The following is a 20,306-nucleotide window of genomic DNA, read 5'->3' on the forward strand; positions in this document are numbered from 1 at the left end:
TAAAAAGATTGAAGTGGACGGGTTGCAAAGTCTTTAACGAAATCAAAGAAATCAAAGGGAGCTTAGAAATGAAAAATCTCCTCGTTACAGGTTATCGGGCACATGAACTGAATATTCATGATCAGAAACATAAAGGTATTCCTTATATCAAAAAAGCCATCATTCGGAAATTGATTCCGCTCATTGAGGAGGGACTCGAATGGGTGATCACGCCGGGTCAATATGGAGTTGATCTATGGGCATGTGAGGCCGTTATCGAGCTGAAGGAACAATATCCTCAATTGAAACTATCCATCATCACAGCGTTCTTGAATCAAGAAGAGAAATGGAAGGACACCAAAAAAGACTACTATAATGGCATCTTACATCATGTAGATTATTTTGCTGCGGTGAGTAAGCAAGCATACGACGGAATTTGGCAATTCACAGCGAGAGATGATTTATTATTCAGAAAAACAGATGGAATCTTACTCTTGTATGACGAAGATGCAGGGGAAGGAAGTCCAAAGTTTTTTAAAGAGAAAGCCTTAAGAAAGCAAGATAAAGATGGATATCGTTATATGAATATCAGTCCAGAGGATATTCAAAGCATTGCGGATGAAGAAAACTTAAGTATGGATTATAATTAATGATTAATTTGGAATAAATAACAAATACTATAGGAATAGAGTCTGATGTATTTGGATCGAACATTCAATTTAGATCATATTAATGGTATGATGAGGTATTGTTCCCCTCTTAAGGGATTTGAAAGGATGACGATATGTTAACAATTACGAATCATACAGTGAAATTGATTAAAGACCCATTTAAGATTTTGACCGGAGATCGCTACGAGTTCATTCTTGAACTGGATGTTCCAGAGGACGATGAATTATATTTCGAGAACGGATTGAATGTAAGAGTGATTTACACAGTTGAAGAGACTCGTACAGGCATCGTGAAATATGAACTTCATGAAAGAACTTCAGAGAAATATGTTGAATTTGATTTGGAAGATGATGAGCTTGAATTGGTTGATACTTTTTGTAAAGAGCACTTATCTTAAAAGGTACATACCGTTAGCTAACTCGCTATAGGAGGTAAAAGCATGAGCCGGAACAATATATCCGTACCATTTGGTCATGAACCGCAAGAGGAGAAACAAAAGGGCACATTAATTTACTATGATACTTTTGAAGACACTACGGATGTTCAACTAGATCTTGCAGTCCAAAGTATGGAGCAATATTCATTTGATAAGCTTGTGCTGTATCCTCTACATGAGGAAACTGTAAGACGGATGATGAAGGGACCGGTAAGTGCTTTTCATAAGCGAGAGAAGCGGTTATTTGAGTGGAAGCATGATCGAGGATACACTAAGACTGTCTCGGTTGAAGGATGGGAAGGAAAGCGGAAGAAATATACACCTATGGATTCTGCTCTTCGGCTCCTATCGGAGAAATATAAAGCGCCGTATTTTCTGTACATAACGCCAGAGATGGCGAATCTAATTGCTTCATTCTCTTCGTTTGATGAATGGATTGTTAAGATTCGGCTTCTATTAACACACGCACCCCATGATGTTCATCCTAAGCTTGAGGAATATCAACATCGATGGGGTTGTATTGTCTCACCATAAGTCTCAATAGGCATATAAACCGTTAGTTGTTAACACGAATGTTAATAACTAGGATAATTATGTGGATAAACGAGGTATATAATGTTAATAAGTAGATATTAATGTTGATAAGACATTCCAAATTGTGGATAACAATTTTGGGATGTCTTTTTATTGTAATGAATAAAAAAGTTGTCCAGAATGATTCTGGGCAACTTTTTCTGTTCAGAGTTATAAAGAATTTCTTGTTCTACCAATAGATTCGAACCTTTTGCAGCTGTCGCCCTCCATATTTGTTCACCTTGGATTAGGGCAAACAAAGTCAATTTAAATAGATTCCTTTTTTACAAAATTAGACCGAAAGTTAACTGACAGCTGAATTCCCTCTATTTAGTGGAGTGACGATTATTCTAATTTTGTACTTATATAATGACATAATTCGTCCGATATCTATTAAAAGTGTGATGATTATCATATCAATTATTATTTTGACACAGCAGAGGGGTTATATCAGATGAAGAAATTTAGTGAATGGAATCAGAGAATAAGGAATACATCATTAAGAATAAAGCTTCCCCTATATGTGAGTATTCTTGTTCTTGTTGTACTAGTTGGAACAAGTACCTTGTTGTATCTGGCGGGGTCTAATTTACTTCTTAATAAAAGTAAAGATGAAATGAATGCAAATGCGGATCGTATTGGGGAGAATTTATACTCAACGGTTAAATTAGAGAAACAGTCAACATACTTGCTAACTCTTCATAATTCTTTTAAAGATTTATTGAAAGCAAGAAATGAAGGAAACCTTCCTGATAAAGAATTCTTATCTGCGCAAAATGAACTGTTCACTAAATCGAATAACATTCTAGCGGAAAGTATAAAAGGAACTGCGGGTATTCAAACCTTAGTAATATTGGATAAACAAGGAATAGCTGTTGCAAGTGATAGTCCGAAGTCGATTGGAATTAACGTCGCAGAACGAGAGTATTTCCAGAAAGCGATGAAGGGGGAATTCTTTGTTAGTGATGCCCTTCTATCGAAATCGACAAATAGTCTAATCGTTGTATTTGCACAACCCATTAAGGATGATGATGGTACGGTATTAGGCGTATTTATTAGTAATATAGACGCATCCCTTTTTGTTGAACAGCTTGATGGAATTAGCATCAATGAAGAAGGTGTTATATATATCATCAGTCGCGGTGGAACTGTTGTATATCATTCTAAAGATGAATCATTGGTTAGTCAGAAGGTGGAAGCAACCGAAATGGCCGACTTAATGAAACAGACAGCAACGGAAACTATATTACGGGATAATATTGATTACCCTGACAAATATATGCGATACTCCAAAATTCCAATTGCAGATTGGACGGTTGTCGTCGAAGATAGTTATCAGGATATTCAAAAACCGTTACAGCAATTGTTCCGACAGATTGCTGTGGTGACTATATTTGCTCTTATCCTTGCTTGTATAGTTGGAATTATCATATCTAGGATCATTACAAAGCCGATCTCAAGACTTACGAACCTATTCAAACAATTAGCTTCTGGTGATTTAACGATTTCAGCAGAGGGAAGGTACACCAGTGAGTTCAAGGAGTTAGCGGATAGTTTTAATGTGATGGTAAATATGAATAGAGAGCTCATTACTAACATGAACAGTACAATTGATGTTCTCAATATGAGCACACAAGAGTTGGAGAGAGCATCGAAGCAAACAGCGAATTCGATTGAAGAGACAGCTACAACAACGATGGAGATTGCCAAAGCCACGGAATCTCAATCTAATGACACTGAGCAAATCGTAGATAGATTTAATGAGATAGGTGACAAGATCAACAATATCAATACGAGATCACAGTCTGTTAAAGATAGCGCAGAGGATATTATTGATGTCTTTGATCGCAACAAAGAGGTTATAGGTCATTTGATTCAGAACAATCAGAAGAATGAAGAAGAAGTACGTAAGATTTCTTCCATTACATCCCGACTTGAAGAGAGTTCAAGGAACATCAATGACATTACAGGTGCGATACAGAACATTGCAGCGCAGACTAATCTACTTGCACTAAATGCTTCGATTGAAGCCGCAAGAGCAGGGGAGTATGGAAGAGGTTTTGCGGTAGTTGCTACAGAAATTCGTAAGCTGGCCGAACAGAGCTCGAAGCAGTCGGGTGAGATAAATGCTATTATCGAACAAACACTTCAGTATGTTGTAGAGAATAATCAGAGTGTGGCAGAAATTAGAGATATCTCAATCAAGCAGAATGAATTTGTTAGTCAAACGGAAACAGCGTTTGATACGATATGGCACAATGTTGTTGAGATAACAGATCAAATAAGACCGATAGCTGATGAAGTGACGGATATTGAGAATAACAAGAATACGGTGTTAGAATCTGCACAAAGTCTATCAGCTTCGGGAGAAGAAGTATCTGCATCCGTAGAAGAAGTAACAGCTACGATCAAGGATCAATCAGCTATGGTGCAAAGTTTGTCGGATATGGTCGTAATCATTGATAAATTGAGCCAAGAGTTGATGGAAGCAGCGTCACGATTTAAAATAAAGTAACTTGCTAAGACAAGTGTAAATGTAAAAAGGTTTACAAAATTATAAGTTTTCTTTATAATTAGAACATAAGCTTAATTATATGTTTGTGTTGATTTACGGAGGAGCCTGTCACCAAGGGCTCCTCCTGTTTATTTTTGGGGGGTCCTGGTTTTAGGGGATCCTCTTTTTTTGTTGTAGTCATTCTCATAAGAAGCAATATTTGAGGGCATTTTAGTTATAGAGAGGGAGATGGAGTATGGAATTTATTTTGTATCTTGTACTTATTTTATTCTTTACGAAAGTAGCGGGAGATCTATCTGTTCGATTAGGTCAACCTGCGGTATTGGGTAAATTAATTATTGGTGTTGTGTTAGGACCAGCGGTATTAGGTTGGATTCCAAATGATAGTAACTTTATTCATTACATGTCTGAAATCGGTGTATTGTTGCTTATGTTTATAGCAGGTTTAGAAACCGATGTGGATCAACTTCGGAAGGATTGGAAATCAGCTCTTGCTGTTGCGGTAGGGGGGATATTCCTTCCCTTTGTCGGAGGGTTTGCTGTCGCTGAACTATTCGGGTTCCCTAGTAGTTACGCTCTCTTTATGGGGGTTATATTTAGTGCTACATCCGTTAGTATTTCAGCCCAAGTGCTTAAAGATATGAATAAGCTGAATTCCCGTGAAGGTACGACAATTCTGGGAGCTGCGGTAGTAGATGATGTGTTGGTTGTTATTCTGTTAGCCGTAATGATGAGTTTACTCGGAACGGGAGCAGATGTGAACCTTGGGTTACTTATCGGTAAGAAAGTATTATTCTTTGTCATTATTATTGTCGTTGGCGCATTCCTTGTACCGAAGATCATGAAGCTACTCTCAAAGTTGAAAGTAACCGAAGCCACGATTACAGCAGCCTTAGTTATTTGTTTTGGTTTTGCTTATTTTGCAGAAATGATGGGTATGGCAGGTATTATAGGTTCATTTGCAGCAGGCATAGCGATTTCACAGACATCATTTAGACACGCTGTGGAACAGAAAATAGAACCGATTGCGTATTCCATATTTGTCCCTGTCTTCTTCGTAAGTGTTGGACTTAACGTATCGTTTGTGGGTGTGGGACAACAAATTGGATTTCTAATTTTACTCACATTGGTAGCCATTATGACCAAATGGATTGGTGGAGGACTTGGGGCACGTATGACTGGATTTAGTAGACAGTCTTCGATTGCCATCGGAGCAGGAATGATCTCGAGAGGTGAAGTTGCTCTAATTATAGCGGCAACAGGACTGGAGGCTGGTCTTCTTTTACCGGAATATTACACTTCAGTCATCATCATGGTTATTCTCACCACGTTGGTAACTCCTCCATTATTGAAATACTTTTTTCGTGAGCCGCTTACTGTAAAAGAGAAATAAGTATCACATATCTTAAATATCGTTCCAGAAACAACCTCAATCTGAATCTTTAGATTGAGGTTGTTTTTTTACAGTTCATCAAGATTGCTTATCGAAATTGAGATGGCATTTTTTACATTCTGATGATGTATTTCACTACAATAGAAACTATAATATTAACGATAGATAATTATGATATATGGGGGTAACGGAGGATGAAGAAGGTAATCAACTATGCGCATCGAGGAGCATCAGCAGTATGTCCTGAGAACACGATGGCCGCCTTTGTTAAGAGTCTTGAACTTGGAGCAACAGGGATTGAAACGGATGTTCAGATGACCAAAGACGGACATTTGGTGTTGATCCATGATGAAGCGGTCAATCGAACTACGAATGGTTCGGGGTATGTGAAAGACATGACTTTTGAACAATTATCTGTATTAGATGCTGGTTCTTGGTTCGGAGATTCCTTCGAGGGCGAACGAATACCTACACTAGAAGAATTGTTGAGATTGCTTCATCAACGTGACACCATACTAAATATTGAATTAAAAAATGGCATTTTCATGTATCCAGGCATGGAGGAAAAGGTAATCGATCTTGTACGGAAATATGAGATGGCTGATCGGGTTGTGTTCTCAAGCTTTAATCATTACTCTTTAGCATTCTGCAAGAGTATTGCAAGTGATATTCGGACTGGAATTCTGTATATGGAAGGGCTCTATCGTCCGTGGGATTATGCTTCAACAATAGGTGCGGATGCCCTTCATGCTAACCATTTTGCCGTACTACCTGAGTTTGTAGCTGAAGCTACTGAACATGGTAAGGAATATTGTCCTTTTACTGTCAATGATCCAGAGCGGATGAAAGCTCTTATAGAATCTGGTGTCGCGGGGATCATAACGGATTATCCTGAGCGACTCGCTGAATTATTATCCAATAGAGGAGAGTGACGTGTGAAGAAGACATGGCTCCTAGGTTTTGGGTTCTTTAGTATTAGCATTACCTGGGCATTATATAATGCCTTTGTTCCTTTTTTTCTTGAACATTATGTACAGAGTGTAGCTGTCGTCGGATTCTTAATGACCATCGATAATTACTTTGCTCTATTTCTACAGCCATGGATAGGTAATAGAAGTGATCGTACGACAACGCGATACGGTAGAAGAATGCCTTATTTACTTATTGGAATGCCCTTGGCTGCGATCTTTACAGCTATTATTCCCTTCCACACGGGGCTCTTCACGCTCTTACTATTTATGATACTGATGAATCTGTCCATGAGTTTGTATCGATCACCTACGGTGGCGTTGATGCCTGATACTACATTAGAGAATAAGCGTACGAAAGCAAATGGGATCATTAATTTCATGGGTGGTGTAGGAGCTGTCATTGCATTTGGAGTAGGCTCTATATTGTATGACTACCATCAATCGTTACCCTTTATTGTTGCCGGACTGTTGACTCTTATCTGTCTTTGGGTTGTCTCACGCACCATACGGGAATCAAGAGATTCTGTGATTACATCTTTGGATACGACCATCCTTGGAAAGAAACCACGTATATCATTGAAGGGACAACTCGACCGCACAACAGTATTGTTATTAGCAGCGATCTTCTTCTGGTTCGTTGCCTATCAAGGTGTTGAGACATTATTTACTCTGTATGGCAAAAATTATTTAGGACTTAGTGAGAAAGCTTCATCGTTCTCTCTGACCTTCTTCTCATTAGCGTTTGTGGCATTTGCTATTCCAAGTGGCTTTCTTGGTAACCGATTTGGTAAATTTAAAATGATTATTACAGGCATATGTGGTCTGTTTGTAGTCTTTGCACTCGTGATCTTTGTGAATGATTTACTTGTGCTTCGTATTCTGTTGCTTATTGGCGGGATGTTCTGGGCATGCATTAATATCAATTCGTATCCTTTCATCATTTCAACTGGAAAAGAAGAGAGTATTGGTACGCGGACGGGGCTGTATTACTTGGTATCCTCTTTGGCAGCTATATCCTCTCCACCACTTCTAGGTATGATGATTGATAGCTTCGGTTACGCTATATTGTTTTACTGTGCATCGTTAAGTATGTTGGTAGCATTAGCGTTTATGCTGATGGTTAGGCAAAGAAATATTTCCTTAAGTGTACCGAACAATGATGTTCCGACAAAGGGTGTTTAACTATTTTGAAATTATTCATTGTAAAGTAATTGGATTAAGAAGGATTTGAAGTTATAATTAATATTAGGACAATCATTCTTGCATATTCTTATATTGACCACGAGAAGGAGAGAGTAATTATTATGACAAAGGTTCTTATTTTTGGACACAAAAACCCTGACACAGATACGATCTGCTCGGCTATTGCCTATGCTGAATTAAAGAATGCATTGGGTATTGATGCAGAACCTGTACGCTTGGGTACAATTAGTGGGGAAACACAATATGCATTGAACCATTTCAATGTGGAAGCACCTCGTCTAGTAGAGACGGTATCTAATGAAGTAGAAGAAGTTATTCTAGTAGATCATAATGAACGTCAGCAAAGTGTTGGTGATATTGATAAGGTTCGTGTTATCGAGGTTATCGATCATCATCGTATTGCGAACTTTGAGACCAGTCATCCTTTGTATTACCGCGCTGAGCCAGTGGGCTGTACGGCAACTATTTTAAATAAAATGTATAAGGAAAAAGGTGTAGAGATCCGCAAGGAAATCGCAGGATTAATGTTATCTGCTATTATTTCGGATTCCCTGCTCTTGAAATCCCCAACTTGCACAGATGAAGACGTAGCAGCAGCGAAGGAATTGGCTGAAATCGCTGGTGTTAACTTGGAAAGCTATGGTCTTGAAATGCTCAAAGCGGGTGCAGATCTTAGTGATAAGACGATCCAAGAATTGATTTCACTTGATGCTAAAGAATTTCAAATGGGCAACTACAAAGTAGAAATTGCTCAAGTGAATGCAGTAGATACGAATGATATATTGGTTCGTCAAGCAGAATTAGAAGTTGCGCTATCAAGTGTAGTGTCTGAGAAGGGCTTGGATCTATTCGTATTTGTTGTTACCGATATTCTAAATAACGATTCGGTAGCCTTAGCAATCGGAAGTGTAGCACATGCGGTTGAACAAGCGTATGATGTTCAGTTAGTTGATAACAAAGCCTTACTTAAAGGCGTAGTATCACGCAAGTTGCAAGTTGTACCTCTGTTAACTGAAGTTTTAAATAAATTGTAAGTTTAGAACAAGAAGCGTAATCATAGCCCAATAGGGCGTGATTACGCTTTTTTATGTGCTCTAAAGATAAGTAGGAAGTGAACGGGGTGGGTTTGGATGTATCATTATGGAGCATACTGAGTTTGCAAAAGAATAAATAATCAGTATGATTAAGAAATAGATTGTGATAATGTGAAGTTTGTTATTGCATAATTCAAAATAAAATGATTCATACTTAGGGGGAACGACAAAATGGAAAGAATCCAAACAGAAGAACAGTACCGTCAGCTGACACAAGGTGATGAATGGACTGTCATTAAATATGATGCAACTTGGTGCCCAGATTGTAAAACGTTGGACAAATTCATGGATGGTATTATTGAGAACAATCCCGACAAAAAGTTCTATGCACTAGATGTTGAACAATTTCCTAATATTTCTGAAGAAAATGATGTTCGTGGAATTCCAAGCTTGTTAGTGTATCGAAATGGAGAGAAGAAGGCGCATCTACATAGCAAATTTGCCAAAACACCGACTCAGATCACAGAATATTTAGATTCAATCGAGTAATGTTATGGTGAAAATACCCTTATCCTATGGATAAAGGGTATTTTCATTTAGTGGTACTTCAATTTCAACTTTGGTACGCGTTCTTGATGTTACTTTTGCGTTTATTAAAGATGGGAACCATAATATAGAGAGCAATTGAAGGACAGAATGATAGTGAGACTAGACTATAGGAGGCAGTATTTATGAACCAACAATCTATTTCAAGAATGATTGACCATACGTTATTAAAGCCTGATGCAAAGAAGGAAGATATTCAAAAGCTAGCTGAGGAGGCCAAAGTTCACAGCTTTGCTTCTGTGTGTGTGAATCCGACGTGGGTTGCAACTGCTCATGCTATATTGAAGGATACTCCTGAAGTGAAAGTATGCACAGTCATTGGGTTTCCACTGGGGGCTTCTACACCTGAGGTTAAAGCGTTCGAAACATCCAACGCGATCACAAATGGCGCAGGTGAAGTGGATATGGTGATTAACATTGGAGCTTTAAAAAGTAACGATGATGCATTAGTGGCACGAGATATTGCGGCCGTAGTTCAAGCGGCAAACGGAAAAGCGCTGACTAAGGTCATCATTGAGACCTGTTTGCTTTCGGATGAAGAGAAGGTACGTGCCTGTAAGTTAGCTGTTAAAGCGGGTGCTGATTATGTCAAAACTTCTACAGGTTTTTCTACAGGTGGAGCGACAAAAGAAGATATCGCATTGATGCGTGCTACGGTAGGCCCTGATATAGGTGTAAAGGCGTCAGGCGGCGTACGTAGTGCCGAAGATGCGCAAATCATGATACTAGCGGGTGCAACGAGAATTGGTACAAGCGGGGGCGTAGCTATCGCTAATGGAGAACAATCTCAAGGAAATTATTAATATTTAGATGAATGATGTGAAAGTGAACTGACTTCCTACTCTTATTTGAGAAGGAAGTCAGTTTTTTTGTTTAATGAATTTGAAGTAACTTATTTTATGGGAATAATCTATTTTTATCTGATGTGTTTAGTGTGAATTTGTCTGTTCAAATCTATATATTTATGAGAAAATGTGGAAGTATACCGTATGGTTATTATACCATCATATCTATGATTGATAAGGGAGGATTCATCATGTCCGAAGAACAAAGCTTATCGTTTGAAACCTTGGCTGTTCATGCTGGCCAACAGATTGACCCTACTACGTTATCGCGTGCAGTTCCATTGTACCAGACGACATCTTATGGATTCCATGATAGTGAACATGCTGCGAATTTATTCGCACTTAAGGAGTTCGGTAATATTTATACTCGAATCATGAATCCTACAACGGATGTATTCGAGAAGAGGATTGCTGCTCTAGAAGGTGGAGCAGGTGCACTGGCTACAGCATCGGGTCAAGCAGCGATTACATTCTCCATACTTAACATTGCTGGAGCTGGTGATGAGATTGTTTCTTCGTCCAGTCTATATGGAGGAACCTATAATCTATTTGCTAATACATTAGCAAAATTGGGAATTAAGGTTCATTTCGTAGATTCAAATGATCCAGAGAACTTTCGGGCAGCGATTACGGATAAGACAAAGGCTATTTATGCGGAGACTATTGGTAATCCCCAAGGAAATATTCTTGATGTAGAAGCGGTTGCGAATATAGCGCATGAGCATGGTCTTCCTCTTATTGTAGATAATACATTCCCAAGTCCGTACTTGCTACGCCCGATCGAACATGGCGCTGATATTGTCGTTCATTCGGCAACGAAGTTTATTGGCGGTCATGGTACATCTATTGGCGGTGTCATTGTTGACGCTGGTAAATTCGATTGGAAAGCTAGTGGTAAATTTCCAGGTCTTACTGAACCAGATCCAAGCTACAATGGCGTAGTCTATACAGAAGCTGTGGGGCCAGTTGCATATATTATCAAAGCTCGCGTTCAATTATTAAGAGATATGGGTTCTTCGATATCCCCATTCAATTCTTGGTTGCTGGTACAGGGTCTGGAGACGCTTCATTTACGTATGGAACGTCATAGTGAGAATGCACTTAAGGTAGCGCAATATTTAGAGAATCATGCAGACGTATCATGGGTCAGCTACGCAGGACTTGAAAGTCATCCTTCACACGAACTTTCTAAGAAGTATTTACCTAAGGGGCATGGCGCAATCCTGACATTTGGAATTAAGGGTGGTACAGAAGTAGGCCGGAGATTAATCGAGAATGTAAAACTATTCTCGCATCTGGCGAACGTAGGAGATTCAAAGTCACTGATCATTCACCCTGCAAGTACGACACACCAACAATTGTCTGAGCAAGAACAAGTATCAGCAGGTGTTAAACCAGAAATGATTCGATTGTCCGTTGGAACAGAAAATATTAATGATATTATAAGTGATTTGGAACAGGCCATTCAAGCTAGCCAGAAATAAGTGAGTGGCATTTAGGCAACACGGGATGTTCATTTAAACAATAATTCATATATCTAGGCACTTTGTCCCTTCGAAAGGAAGGGGAAAGTGCCTTTTTTTGTGTATAAATAGGTAATGGCTGTATATTTTTAATAATGGCTTAATACGCTTATGTATGTTCGTTATTTCGATGAGAAAAGAGGGTGGACAGCGATTATGAACCGTAAAGAGGATCATTATTCTTGCAATGGAACAACAGGAGGTTCAAGTATCAGCAATGTGAAAGCGCTATTCTCCCTTAGTGGGCAGGAGCAAGCTGTGGCTGAGAATGAACAAGGTTGGGTGCAAGATGATTATTTGTTCCGAAGTGAAGGAGACCTCTACAGGACACATGCTGATCATCTAGCTGTCAAAGCAAGTTCATTATCGGAATTGCTCTCACTTGTGGAGCTTGTTGAGATAGGAACAATATCGCGGGAAGAAGCATTAATGAGCATAGATGCCGATTGTTTTCGTAAGATTGTAGGGGATATTGAATATTCTCATCAGGGTTATCATGAAATGCCTTCCCCTCAGAAATTACTCTTATGGAGTGATCAAGTAAGAAATCTGAAGGTATTCACTGGTGGAATAACTCCGAAGGAAGTATGGATAGGAAAATTCATGGGTGTGAGTGGTTTAGGTTTAGTGCGTTGTGAAGAATTGTTGAAGATGGAACCCTTAAAGAGTATTATTCCCACTGAATGGATGAGGGATGAGGAGATTGCTGTACCTATGCAGCGACGACTATTATGTCTGCTTCAAGAACAATGGGAATCGTTATTGTACGCGCTTCAAGGGATGCCTGTGACAATTAGCTTGATGCGGACATCCGATGGCACGACCTGTTCTTACTTTACGGATGGAATTCAAGATATTCAGATTGAGGCTTTGTTTCGTGCGATGCGAGCTTGTGAACAGCAGGGAATAGATTGTATTGTGGATATTGTAGTGAATCATCCAGCAAGTGCAGAACAATTTGAAGATGGAGTTCGTTTCATTGATCAGGTTGCGGAACAGACATTGGGACATTTACGCCGTTCAATTAAATATAGAGTGGGGGCACTAATCCCTTGGAATATCCGATCATCCATTGCATCAGATCTTGCACGAGTTACGAACTTATTGGTAGTGGAATGGGACGAAAGATATGGGACCTCTCTGGTTGATTCAACGATCATAGGAGTCTATCATCATATTAGACTCATCCATCCACGTATTCATATTAGAGCAGTAGGGCATTTAACGAGTGAGGATCTTCCTGTCATTTACGGAATGGGAATGGATCAGATTAGTTGTGATCCACAAGAAGTACCCGTTATGCGTATAGCTGCGGCACAATTGGAATTAATGGAGCAAGTAATTGGAGTTCATTTATAGAACTTATAATAGCGACCTGAATGTGAGAACGTTGTCTGTGACACGTTGGTCACCTTCAGGTTTTTTAGAATATATAAAATTATAAGTTACATGGACGCTACTGCTTGGAAGTGTAGAATGTTGCCTATTTACTTGCCATCAATAAAGGAATATAATACTGCTATAAAGTTGTGATAGGGAAAAATAATTGTATAAGTACAATAAATGATTTTCATTCTCATTTACCATGCTGCTCCGGATACCCGGAGCAGCATGTGCCATTTTTAGGGGCATAATAATGCAAATCATTCTCAAATGAAAGGTGATTAACATGGACAATACTCTGAAAGTTTTATCAAGAAAAGTGCCGTTTGTTGCGCGGAAAATGGATAATCAGCCTAATCCCAACAAAAGGGGAAGATTTGATCTACGTAGTATGCTGCGTAATAAGGAGATGCTTGCTGCGTTAGGAAGTGGAGTACTTACATTTATAGCGTGGTCAGTCGGATATTGGTCCGAGTACCTATCGATCTTAGTGTATGTTGCGGCTTATACAATAGGGGGATGGACTACAGCAAAAGAAGCTGTGTATACGTTAGTTAAAAATCGTGAGCTTGATGTTAATTTGCTTATGATCGCCGCAGCACTGGGCGCAGCTACAATAGGCTACTGGAATGAGGGCGCTTTGCTTATCTTTATTTTTGCTTTAAGTGGCGCATTGGAGAGTTACACCATGGAGCGAAGTAAGAAAGATATCTCGTCTTTAATGGCTCTGAAACCAGAGACGGCTCTAAAGATTGAGGATGGTGAAATGATACAGGTTGGTATTGAACAACTTGAGATTGGAGACCTGTTTCTGGTTAAGCCAGGTGAATTGATTCCAGCAGATGGTTGTATTCAACGGGGATATTCTGCGGTTAATCAAGCCTCCATCACAGGTGAAGGTATCCCTGTCGATCGTACGACTGGAGATACTGTCTATGCCGGTACGCTCAACGGCGAAGGTGTATTGTATGTCGAAGTGAATCAATCAGCTGAATCTACGGTATTTGCCAAAATTATCAGACTTGTCGAGGAAGCGGAGAGTGAAGTACCTCAATCGCAACGCTTCATTAAACGATTTGAATCGGTCTATGCACGTATTGTAGTTACGGTAACACTAGCTATCATCTTCCTACTACCTCTTCTGCTCGGATGGAGCTTTGGAATGGCGTTCTATAAAGCTATGGTATTTCTTGTTGTTGCCTCGCCATGCGCGTTAGTATCATCGATTATGCCTGTTATGCTGTCGGCTATCTCAAATCGTGCACGTAGAGGAATTCTTTTTAAGGGTGGAGCTCATGTGGAGAACATAGCGCTGACATCTGTGGTAGCTTTTGATAAGACGGGGACATTGACGATGGGAACACCACAGGTGACAGATTTTATTGTGGATGAGCGTTACAACCGTGATGAATTACTTGCCATATGTGCCTCTGTAGAACAGTTATCTGAACATCCACTAGCAAAGGCTATACTGCGAAAATCGCAGGGAGAGGGACTCCAATTGAAAGCTGTTGATAACGCTCAGTCAATGACGGGGTGGGGAATGTCTGCCGAGGTAGATGGAACCGTATGGAGAATTGGAAAATGTGATATTCTTGATGGTTCAACAGATGAATTGAAGTCGAGCTGGAAAGATCAGAGAGGTCGCTTCATTGCGGAGGGAAAGACCGTATCTATTATTATGGATGGTGACCAAGTAGCGGGGCTGATTGCATTACAGGATACAATACGACCTCAGGCGGTACGTGCAGTGCGGTCATTACAAGCCTTAGGTATTCGCGTGGCTATGCTTACAGGAGATCATCGGGATACAGCACAGGTGATTGGTGAGCAGATTGGTGTTGATTGGATTTATGCAGATCTTCATCCGGAAGCAAAGGTTAACCATGTCAAAGAATTAAGGGAGAGATATGGGCATGTGGTTATGGTAGGAGACGGTGTTAATGATGCTCCTGCACTGGCTACGGCAACCGTCGGGATCGGTATGGGAATGAACGGAAGCGGTACAGCTTTAGAAGTGGCAGATGTCGTTCTTATGAATGACAATATTGAGGAGATTGCTAGTACAATTAAGCTTGCACGACGTGCCCAAAGGGTAATTAAACAAAATATGGTGTTCTCGATCAGTATCATTCTAATTCTAATTATTAGTAACTTTATAGGAAATATTGCTCTTCCTCTAGGTGTGATAGGGCATGAGGGAAGCACGATATTAGTGATTGTGAATGGGCTACGACTGCTTAGATGATCTGTAACAAATAAGTTGACAAATAGATGGTTTTGAAACATAATATTTACTATATAATAATTATTATAATTAACAATTTCAAATGATATTTATACACACTACTATTTTATTGGGGGAAGCCTATATGTACAAATCTATTATTGTTGGAACAGGTCCAGCAGGATTAACCGCTGCGATTTACTTGGCTCGTGCTAATATGAAACCACTCGTTATTGAAGGACCACAACCAGGTGGACAATTAACTACAACGACTGAAATTGAGAATTTCCCAGGGTTTCCTGATGGTATTATGGGTCCTGAATTGATGGATAACATGCGTAAGCAAGCCGAACGTTTTGGTGCAGAGTTCAGAACAGGATGGGTCAACAGCGTAGAACTAGGAAGTCGTCCATTTAAGTTGAATGTAGAGGGAATCGGAGAATTGGTTACTGAAACGCTTATTCTTTCCACGGGAGCGACAGCTAAGTATCTAGGTATTCCTGGTGAGCAGGATAATATCGGACGTGGTGTAAGTACATGTGCAACGTGCGACGGATTCTTTTTCCGTGGGAAAGAGATTGTAGTTATCGGTGGTGGGGACTCCGCACTTGAGGAAGCTAACTTCTTAACTAGATTTGCTTCAAAGGTTACGCTTGTTAACCGTCGTGAGGAATTACGTGCATCGAAGATTATGCAAGATCGAGTTCGAGCTAATGATAAAGTAGAGTGGTCTCTGAACCGTACACCTCTTGAAGTATCCGCTAATGAGAAGGGTGTTAATGGTCTTAAGGTGATGAATAATCAGACAGGCCAAGAAGAGCTGATTGAGGCAAGTGGCGTGTTTGTAGCAATCGGTCACCACCCGAACACGGCATTTCTAGGTGGGAAAATCACAACAGATGCGAATGGATATATTGTTGTGACACCAGGGACAACTGAGACGAATATCCCAGGCGTATTTGCTTGTGGTGATGTTCAGGATACGAAGTACAGACAAGCGATTACGGCGGCTGGTAGTGGCTGTATGGCAGCAATGGACTGTGAAAAGTATATTGAAAGCCTTGAATATAGCGAAGTTAAGATTTAATATAGCGAATAAGAGTACTCATGTTACGCAGTATAGGGTTGAAGAAGTAAGAATAGTATAAATAAAGGAGAGATTAGTATGGAAAATGTTATCGTGTACACAAGTTCAAACTGTCCTCATTGTCGTCAGGTGAAAGGATATTTAGCTGACAAAGGGATTCAATATGAAGAACGTAATATTGAGACAAATGATGATTTCGCTCAACAAGTATGGGATATGGGACTTAGAGCTGTTCCCGTTACTGTTATTGGTGAACATAAGATCGTAGGTATGAATACGACACAGTTCAATAGAGCATTGAATCCAGAAGCATAATTAATAAATGGAGAAAGGCTTCACCTTCCAATTAGAGGAGGGTGAAGCCTTTTTTGTGTACCATAATAAGATAGGTTAAGATCTCATATGTTATATGACATCACTAGTTGTGAAAGCTAGAATTTTAAGATGACCAACTATTCATTTAGCCTCGTCAAAAAAATATCAGCATGCTGGCTTGGAATACAACATACGTAAGTACACCTGCAAGGATAAGCGTAAATCCGGACTTACGCTTGGCCTGGAAGAATCGCAAGATGGCGAGGCTGAATAATGGAGCAATCACCAGCAGAAATAATAATACAGTGATGAACATTTGTGCCGAGATATTAGAAGTATCAACGTAGGTCAAGGAACCTCTCTCCATTTCATAAATGATATGACTGAAATCACAATCGTTATTTCTATTATAACGAAATTCTTCCGTAGTGACGCTATAAAAGAAGGCGAAAATGCGAATTATAGTTAAATCATTCCTGTAAATGGGCAATGATGGAGAAGTAGAAAATGCTCGGCTCGGGTAGTAAGGGGAATTTTCATATATTCTACGCATATATTTAATTATTAGAGATCGAGAATTATGTTATGGAAGGAGAGAGCACGTATGACAACGTACTTATTCAACTTACATAATAAGGATGTGATACAATATTTGTGTGAATTAAGTAGAGAAAGGCAGGGTGTTCATGAGAGATGGTCGCTATCGACTTGTAAAAGTACTGCTAATCGGAATGTTAATGACGGTTGCAGTTCCAAGGACCGTGAACTTTGAGCAGGCTTATGCTGCTTCTAAATCTACTGTAGTAAGATCCGTAAGTGACATTCAACAGTTATTACTATCAGCTATGAGTAATACGCAAGTGAATGTTACCTTTGAATACAAAGGCAAGACAAAGACGCTCAAATCGCAATTGAAACAAGCATTAGATCAAGCGATGGAGAGCGATCCATATATTAATTATACGATTGCAAGTTATGGTTATTCATATCGTGGTAGCCCAAGTGCGGCGGATGTTACGGTAAAACTCAGTTATCGCGAGACAGCTCAAGAAACGGCATATGTGGAGAATCGGGTAAAGAGTGTACTGAATGAAATTATTGTTCCAGGTATGAATGATCATGAGAAAGTTAAAGTAATCCATGACTGGATTGTTACCCATCTGGAATATGATAAGACGTTGCAGAAATATACTGCATATGAGGGACTTAGTACGGGAAGTGCAGTATGTCAGGGGTATTCCCTTTTAACGTACAAAATGCTGAAGGAATCGGGTATACAGAATAAAATCGTAGAGGGAACTGCTACACCAGAGGGTAGTCGCACAAGTCAGCTTCACGCATGGAATTTAGTTCTTATCTCGGGTAGTTGGTATCACTTGGATACAACGTGGGACGATCCAGTTCCTGATCAGAAGAACGTTGTGGGCATAGCCTATTATCTGCGCAATGATAAGCAGATGCGTAAAGACCATACATGGTCTAAGCCGTATCCTGAGGCAACCACACTATATCGAAATACACTAGCGGCACTTGTTCAAAAGGGAGGAAATAAAACATCCTTTTATAAGAAGTTGGTGAAGGATCTTCAATATCAGCTCTATGAGAGAAGCGAGATTGTATCTTCTTCAACGCAATTGAAAGCGAAAGCTAAGGATACTATACAACAAGGAGACAAGTCGATCGTCTTCCGGTTTCATGGAGATGAAGCCACATTAATCGAAGCACTTCAACAGTTATATACGCTTAATATCAAGGGGATATCCTATAATCACAGCCCTTTTGAAGAGACAGGAGATTTGAAGGTAGTTGTTACTTGGAAGTGAAAAACAGTTATAAGTAAATACACAAATAGAGAAGGGCATAGATTCTGCTCTTCTCTATTTGTGTATTCCTGAAAGAAGGTCATATTAATTATTTGCTCTTCTTAATCCAAGTGGCGATATCATCAATAATATTCGAAGATACGTTGGAAGGTAGGGCATATTCTTGTCCTGTAGAGACACCGCTATATGCGTTAAGAAGATGTGTCACGTTAGGATAAGATTTATATTCCACGTCAGGCCTATTCTTCAACTCACTTTTCCAAGTATTAAATTCAGAGAGAGGGACCTGAACGTCATTCTCACCTTGTAACACGAGCATGTGTCCACTTTGTTTCTTGGCGAGATCAGTTGGTTTATAATCTCTTTGTTCGAACCACCAATAGGCAGGCTGAATTGGGAAATTCTCAGGTAAATGGTCGACTGAATATTGTGGGTCGTTTACGGTTGAAATAACGGATGACCACATAGCAACTTGGGCTTCATAAGGTGCAGTATCTTGGCCTAATCCTTTCATACGACTAATGATTTCTTTAAGTTGAACCGCTAATACATCAACATATGGTGAACTTGGTCCAGCCAAAATAATCGTACCTGCGATATCACCACCCGTGTCGGCAGCAACAATTAGCGGCATCGCGAATCCACCTTGGCTATGACCTGCGACATAGATGTCAGAAGATGCGATCATAGGATTTGACTTCAATAATGCTACAGCAGAGATAGCATGATCTACGGTTTCATTCTTCAAGGTGAATTTAGGGGTGGTTGCGACCTTAAGGGTATGCTCATAGGTAACCTTATCATACCGAAGAACTGCGATCCCCTTCGCGGCAAGGCCGACGGCAAGATCACGTAGTGGCTTGGCACCACCAGCAGACGAATCACGATCGCTAATTCCAGACCCATGCACTAGAACGAGCGCGGGAAAGGGGCCTTTGCCTACTGGCATAGACAGTGTTCCTGGTAGCGCCAACGTACCACTTCCAACAGTGACTTCTTGTTCCGTATAGGATGCTGGATTATCATAGGAAGGCTTCTGATAAGTCGAAGGAGTTGCTGCAGCGATATTCAAATCATCGATTTGTCCTTCTTGGTTTAGGCGTAATGTAATACTGAAGGGAATGATGGTTGACTTGATGTTGTAAGTTACATTTCTATGAATGGCATTTGTCTTCTCTGACTTAAGTGGCTCTCCAATCGCTTCACCATACGCTTTTTCAGAGTTTCCCCATAACGTATCTAGCATTTGTGTAGGTAAGGTCTGTTTCAACGTGGGGCTCAGATATTCAGCAGCTTTGGTACCATTTCCGGCTTTTATCTGATCAAAGAACAGATCTGAGGTATCGGTAGATGCTGCTTCTTTACTAGCGAATACGTTCGTAATGAACTCTACAGGCATAACTGCTTGATTAGAAACTATGCGAAGGGGTCCAGCTAAAGCGATGGATTTACCATTCACGATTGCCTGTGAATTGCCTATGGTAAGTATCAACGTTGTTGTGTCCTTGGTGAGGGTGATTGTGTGAGAAGTTTGATCCCATTTCACTTCAACACCAAGATTCTTCGCTGTTTCACGAACAGGTACGATTGTTTCCTTCTGCAGTGACGCCGCTGAGACCGATGCCATAGGAATTGCTAAACTTAACGCGATAGAGGCAAGTGTGATAGAACGTATTACTTTGTTTTTCATAATCATTCTCCTTGTTATAATATCAAGCTAT

18 protein-coding genes are annotated in these 20,306 nt (G+C 39.9%); 16 read left to right on the forward strand and 2 right to left on the reverse strand.

Annotated features, from left to right (window positions below; genetic code table 11):
- Positions 1-68 precede the first annotated feature (68 nt).
- From PBAT_RS19965 to PBAT_RS20040, 15 genes are all read left to right on the forward strand, one after another.
- The gene (locus tag PBAT_RS19965) at positions 69-629 is read left to right on the forward strand and encodes an SLOG family protein (protein ID WP_068652214.1); all 561 of its coding nucleotides are present in this window, start codon (positions 69-71) and stop codon (positions 627-629) included.
- 134 nt (positions 630-763) lie between these two features.
- Complete coding sequence (locus PBAT_RS19970) at positions 764-1,048, forward strand: DUF6509 family protein (protein WP_068652216.1); 285 nt, start codon at positions 764-766, stop codon at positions 1,046-1,048.
- Between the two features lie 42 nt (positions 1,049-1,090).
- Complete coding sequence (locus PBAT_RS19975) at positions 1,091-1,621, forward strand: hypothetical protein (RefSeq protein WP_068652218.1); 531 nt, start codon at positions 1,091-1,093, stop codon at positions 1,619-1,621.
- A 493-nt stretch (positions 1,622-2,114) separates the two neighbouring features.
- Complete coding sequence (locus tag PBAT_RS19985) at positions 2,115-4,175, forward strand: methyl-accepting chemotaxis protein (RefSeq protein ID WP_068652221.1); 2,061 nt, start codon at positions 2,115-2,117, stop codon at positions 4,173-4,175.
- 235 nt (positions 4,176-4,410) lie between these two features.
- Positions 4,411-5,568 (forward strand): cation:proton antiporter, encoded by a 1,158-nt coding sequence (locus tag PBAT_RS19990; protein ID WP_068652223.1) that lies wholly within the window; start codon positions 4,411-4,413, stop codon positions 5,566-5,568.
- Between the two features lie 194 nt (positions 5,569-5,762).
- A complete protein-coding gene (locus PBAT_RS19995; protein WP_068652225.1) occupies positions 5,763-6,500 on the forward strand; it encodes a glycerophosphodiester phosphodiesterase in 738 nt (245 codons plus the stop codon).
- Between the two features lie 3 nt (positions 6,501-6,503).
- Entirely contained in the window at positions 6,504-7,721 is a 1,218-nt protein-coding gene (locus tag PBAT_RS20000) for an SLC45 family MFS transporter (protein ID WP_068652227.1), read from the forward strand.
- A 122-nt stretch (positions 7,722-7,843) separates the two neighbouring features.
- Positions 7,844-8,776, forward strand: a complete 933-nt coding sequence (locus PBAT_RS20005) for a manganese-dependent inorganic pyrophosphatase (protein WP_068652229.1) — start codon at positions 7,844-7,846, stop codon at positions 8,774-8,776.
- Between the two features lie 231 nt (positions 8,777-9,007).
- Entirely contained in the window at positions 9,008-9,325 is a 318-nt protein-coding gene (locus PBAT_RS20010; RefSeq protein WP_068590801.1) for a thioredoxin family protein, read from the forward strand.
- A 182-nt stretch (positions 9,326-9,507) separates the two neighbouring features.
- Positions 9,508-10,185: a deoxyribose-phosphate aldolase gene (gene deoC, locus PBAT_RS20015; protein WP_068652231.1), complete on the forward strand. Its 678-nt coding sequence runs from the start codon at positions 9,508-9,510 to the stop codon at positions 10,183-10,185.
- Between the two features lie 233 nt (positions 10,186-10,418).
- On the forward strand, positions 10,419-11,711 hold the full coding sequence (locus tag PBAT_RS20020; protein ID WP_068652233.1) for a homocysteine synthase: 1,293 nt from the start codon (positions 10,419-10,421) through the stop codon (positions 11,709-11,711).
- A gap of 195 nt (positions 11,712-11,906) precedes the next feature.
- Positions 11,907-13,109, forward strand: a complete 1,203-nt coding sequence (locus PBAT_RS20025; protein ID WP_068652235.1) for a hypothetical protein — start codon at positions 11,907-11,909, stop codon at positions 13,107-13,109.
- 364 nt (positions 13,110-13,473) lie between these two features.
- Positions 13,474-15,381, forward strand: coding sequence for a heavy metal translocating P-type ATPase (locus tag PBAT_RS20030; RefSeq protein WP_246168784.1), 1,908 nt, complete (start codon positions 13,474-13,476; stop codon positions 15,379-15,381).
- 124 nt (positions 15,382-15,505) lie between these two features.
- Positions 15,506-16,447, forward strand: a complete 942-nt coding sequence (gene trxB / locus PBAT_RS20035; protein WP_068652237.1) for a thioredoxin-disulfide reductase — start codon at positions 15,506-15,508, stop codon at positions 16,445-16,447.
- A gap of 78 nt (positions 16,448-16,525) precedes the next feature.
- A complete protein-coding gene (locus PBAT_RS20040) occupies positions 16,526-16,762 on the forward strand; it encodes a glutaredoxin family protein (protein ID WP_068535939.1) in 237 nt (78 codons plus the stop codon).
- 154 nt (positions 16,763-16,916) lie between these two features.
- Here the strand turns inward: PBAT_RS20040 and PBAT_RS20045 are convergent, their stop codons facing one another.
- A complete protein-coding gene (locus tag PBAT_RS20045) occupies positions 16,917-17,114 on the reverse strand; it encodes a hypothetical protein (RefSeq protein WP_068652239.1) in 198 nt (65 codons plus the stop codon).
- A gap of 334 nt (positions 17,115-17,448) precedes the next feature.
- On the opposite strand from PBAT_RS20045, the gene PBAT_RS20050 reads away from it, so the two are divergent.
- Complete coding sequence (locus tag PBAT_RS20050) at positions 17,449-18,585, forward strand: transglutaminase domain-containing protein (protein ID WP_068652309.1); 1,137 nt, start codon at positions 17,449-17,451, stop codon at positions 18,583-18,585.
- An 88-nt stretch (positions 18,586-18,673) separates the two neighbouring features.
- Here the strand turns inward: PBAT_RS20050 and PBAT_RS20055 are convergent, their stop codons facing one another.
- The gene (locus tag PBAT_RS20055) at positions 18,674-20,275 is read right to left on the reverse strand and encodes an alpha/beta hydrolase family protein (RefSeq protein WP_246168404.1); all 1,602 of its coding nucleotides are present in this window, start codon (positions 20,273-20,275) and stop codon (positions 18,674-18,676) included.
- Between the last annotated feature and the right edge of the window lie 31 nt (positions 20,276-20,306).

The organism is Paenibacillus antarcticus (assembly GCF_001637225.1).
GTDB lineage: Bacteria > Bacillota > Bacilli > Paenibacillales > Paenibacillaceae > Paenibacillus_AQ > Paenibacillus_AQ antarcticus.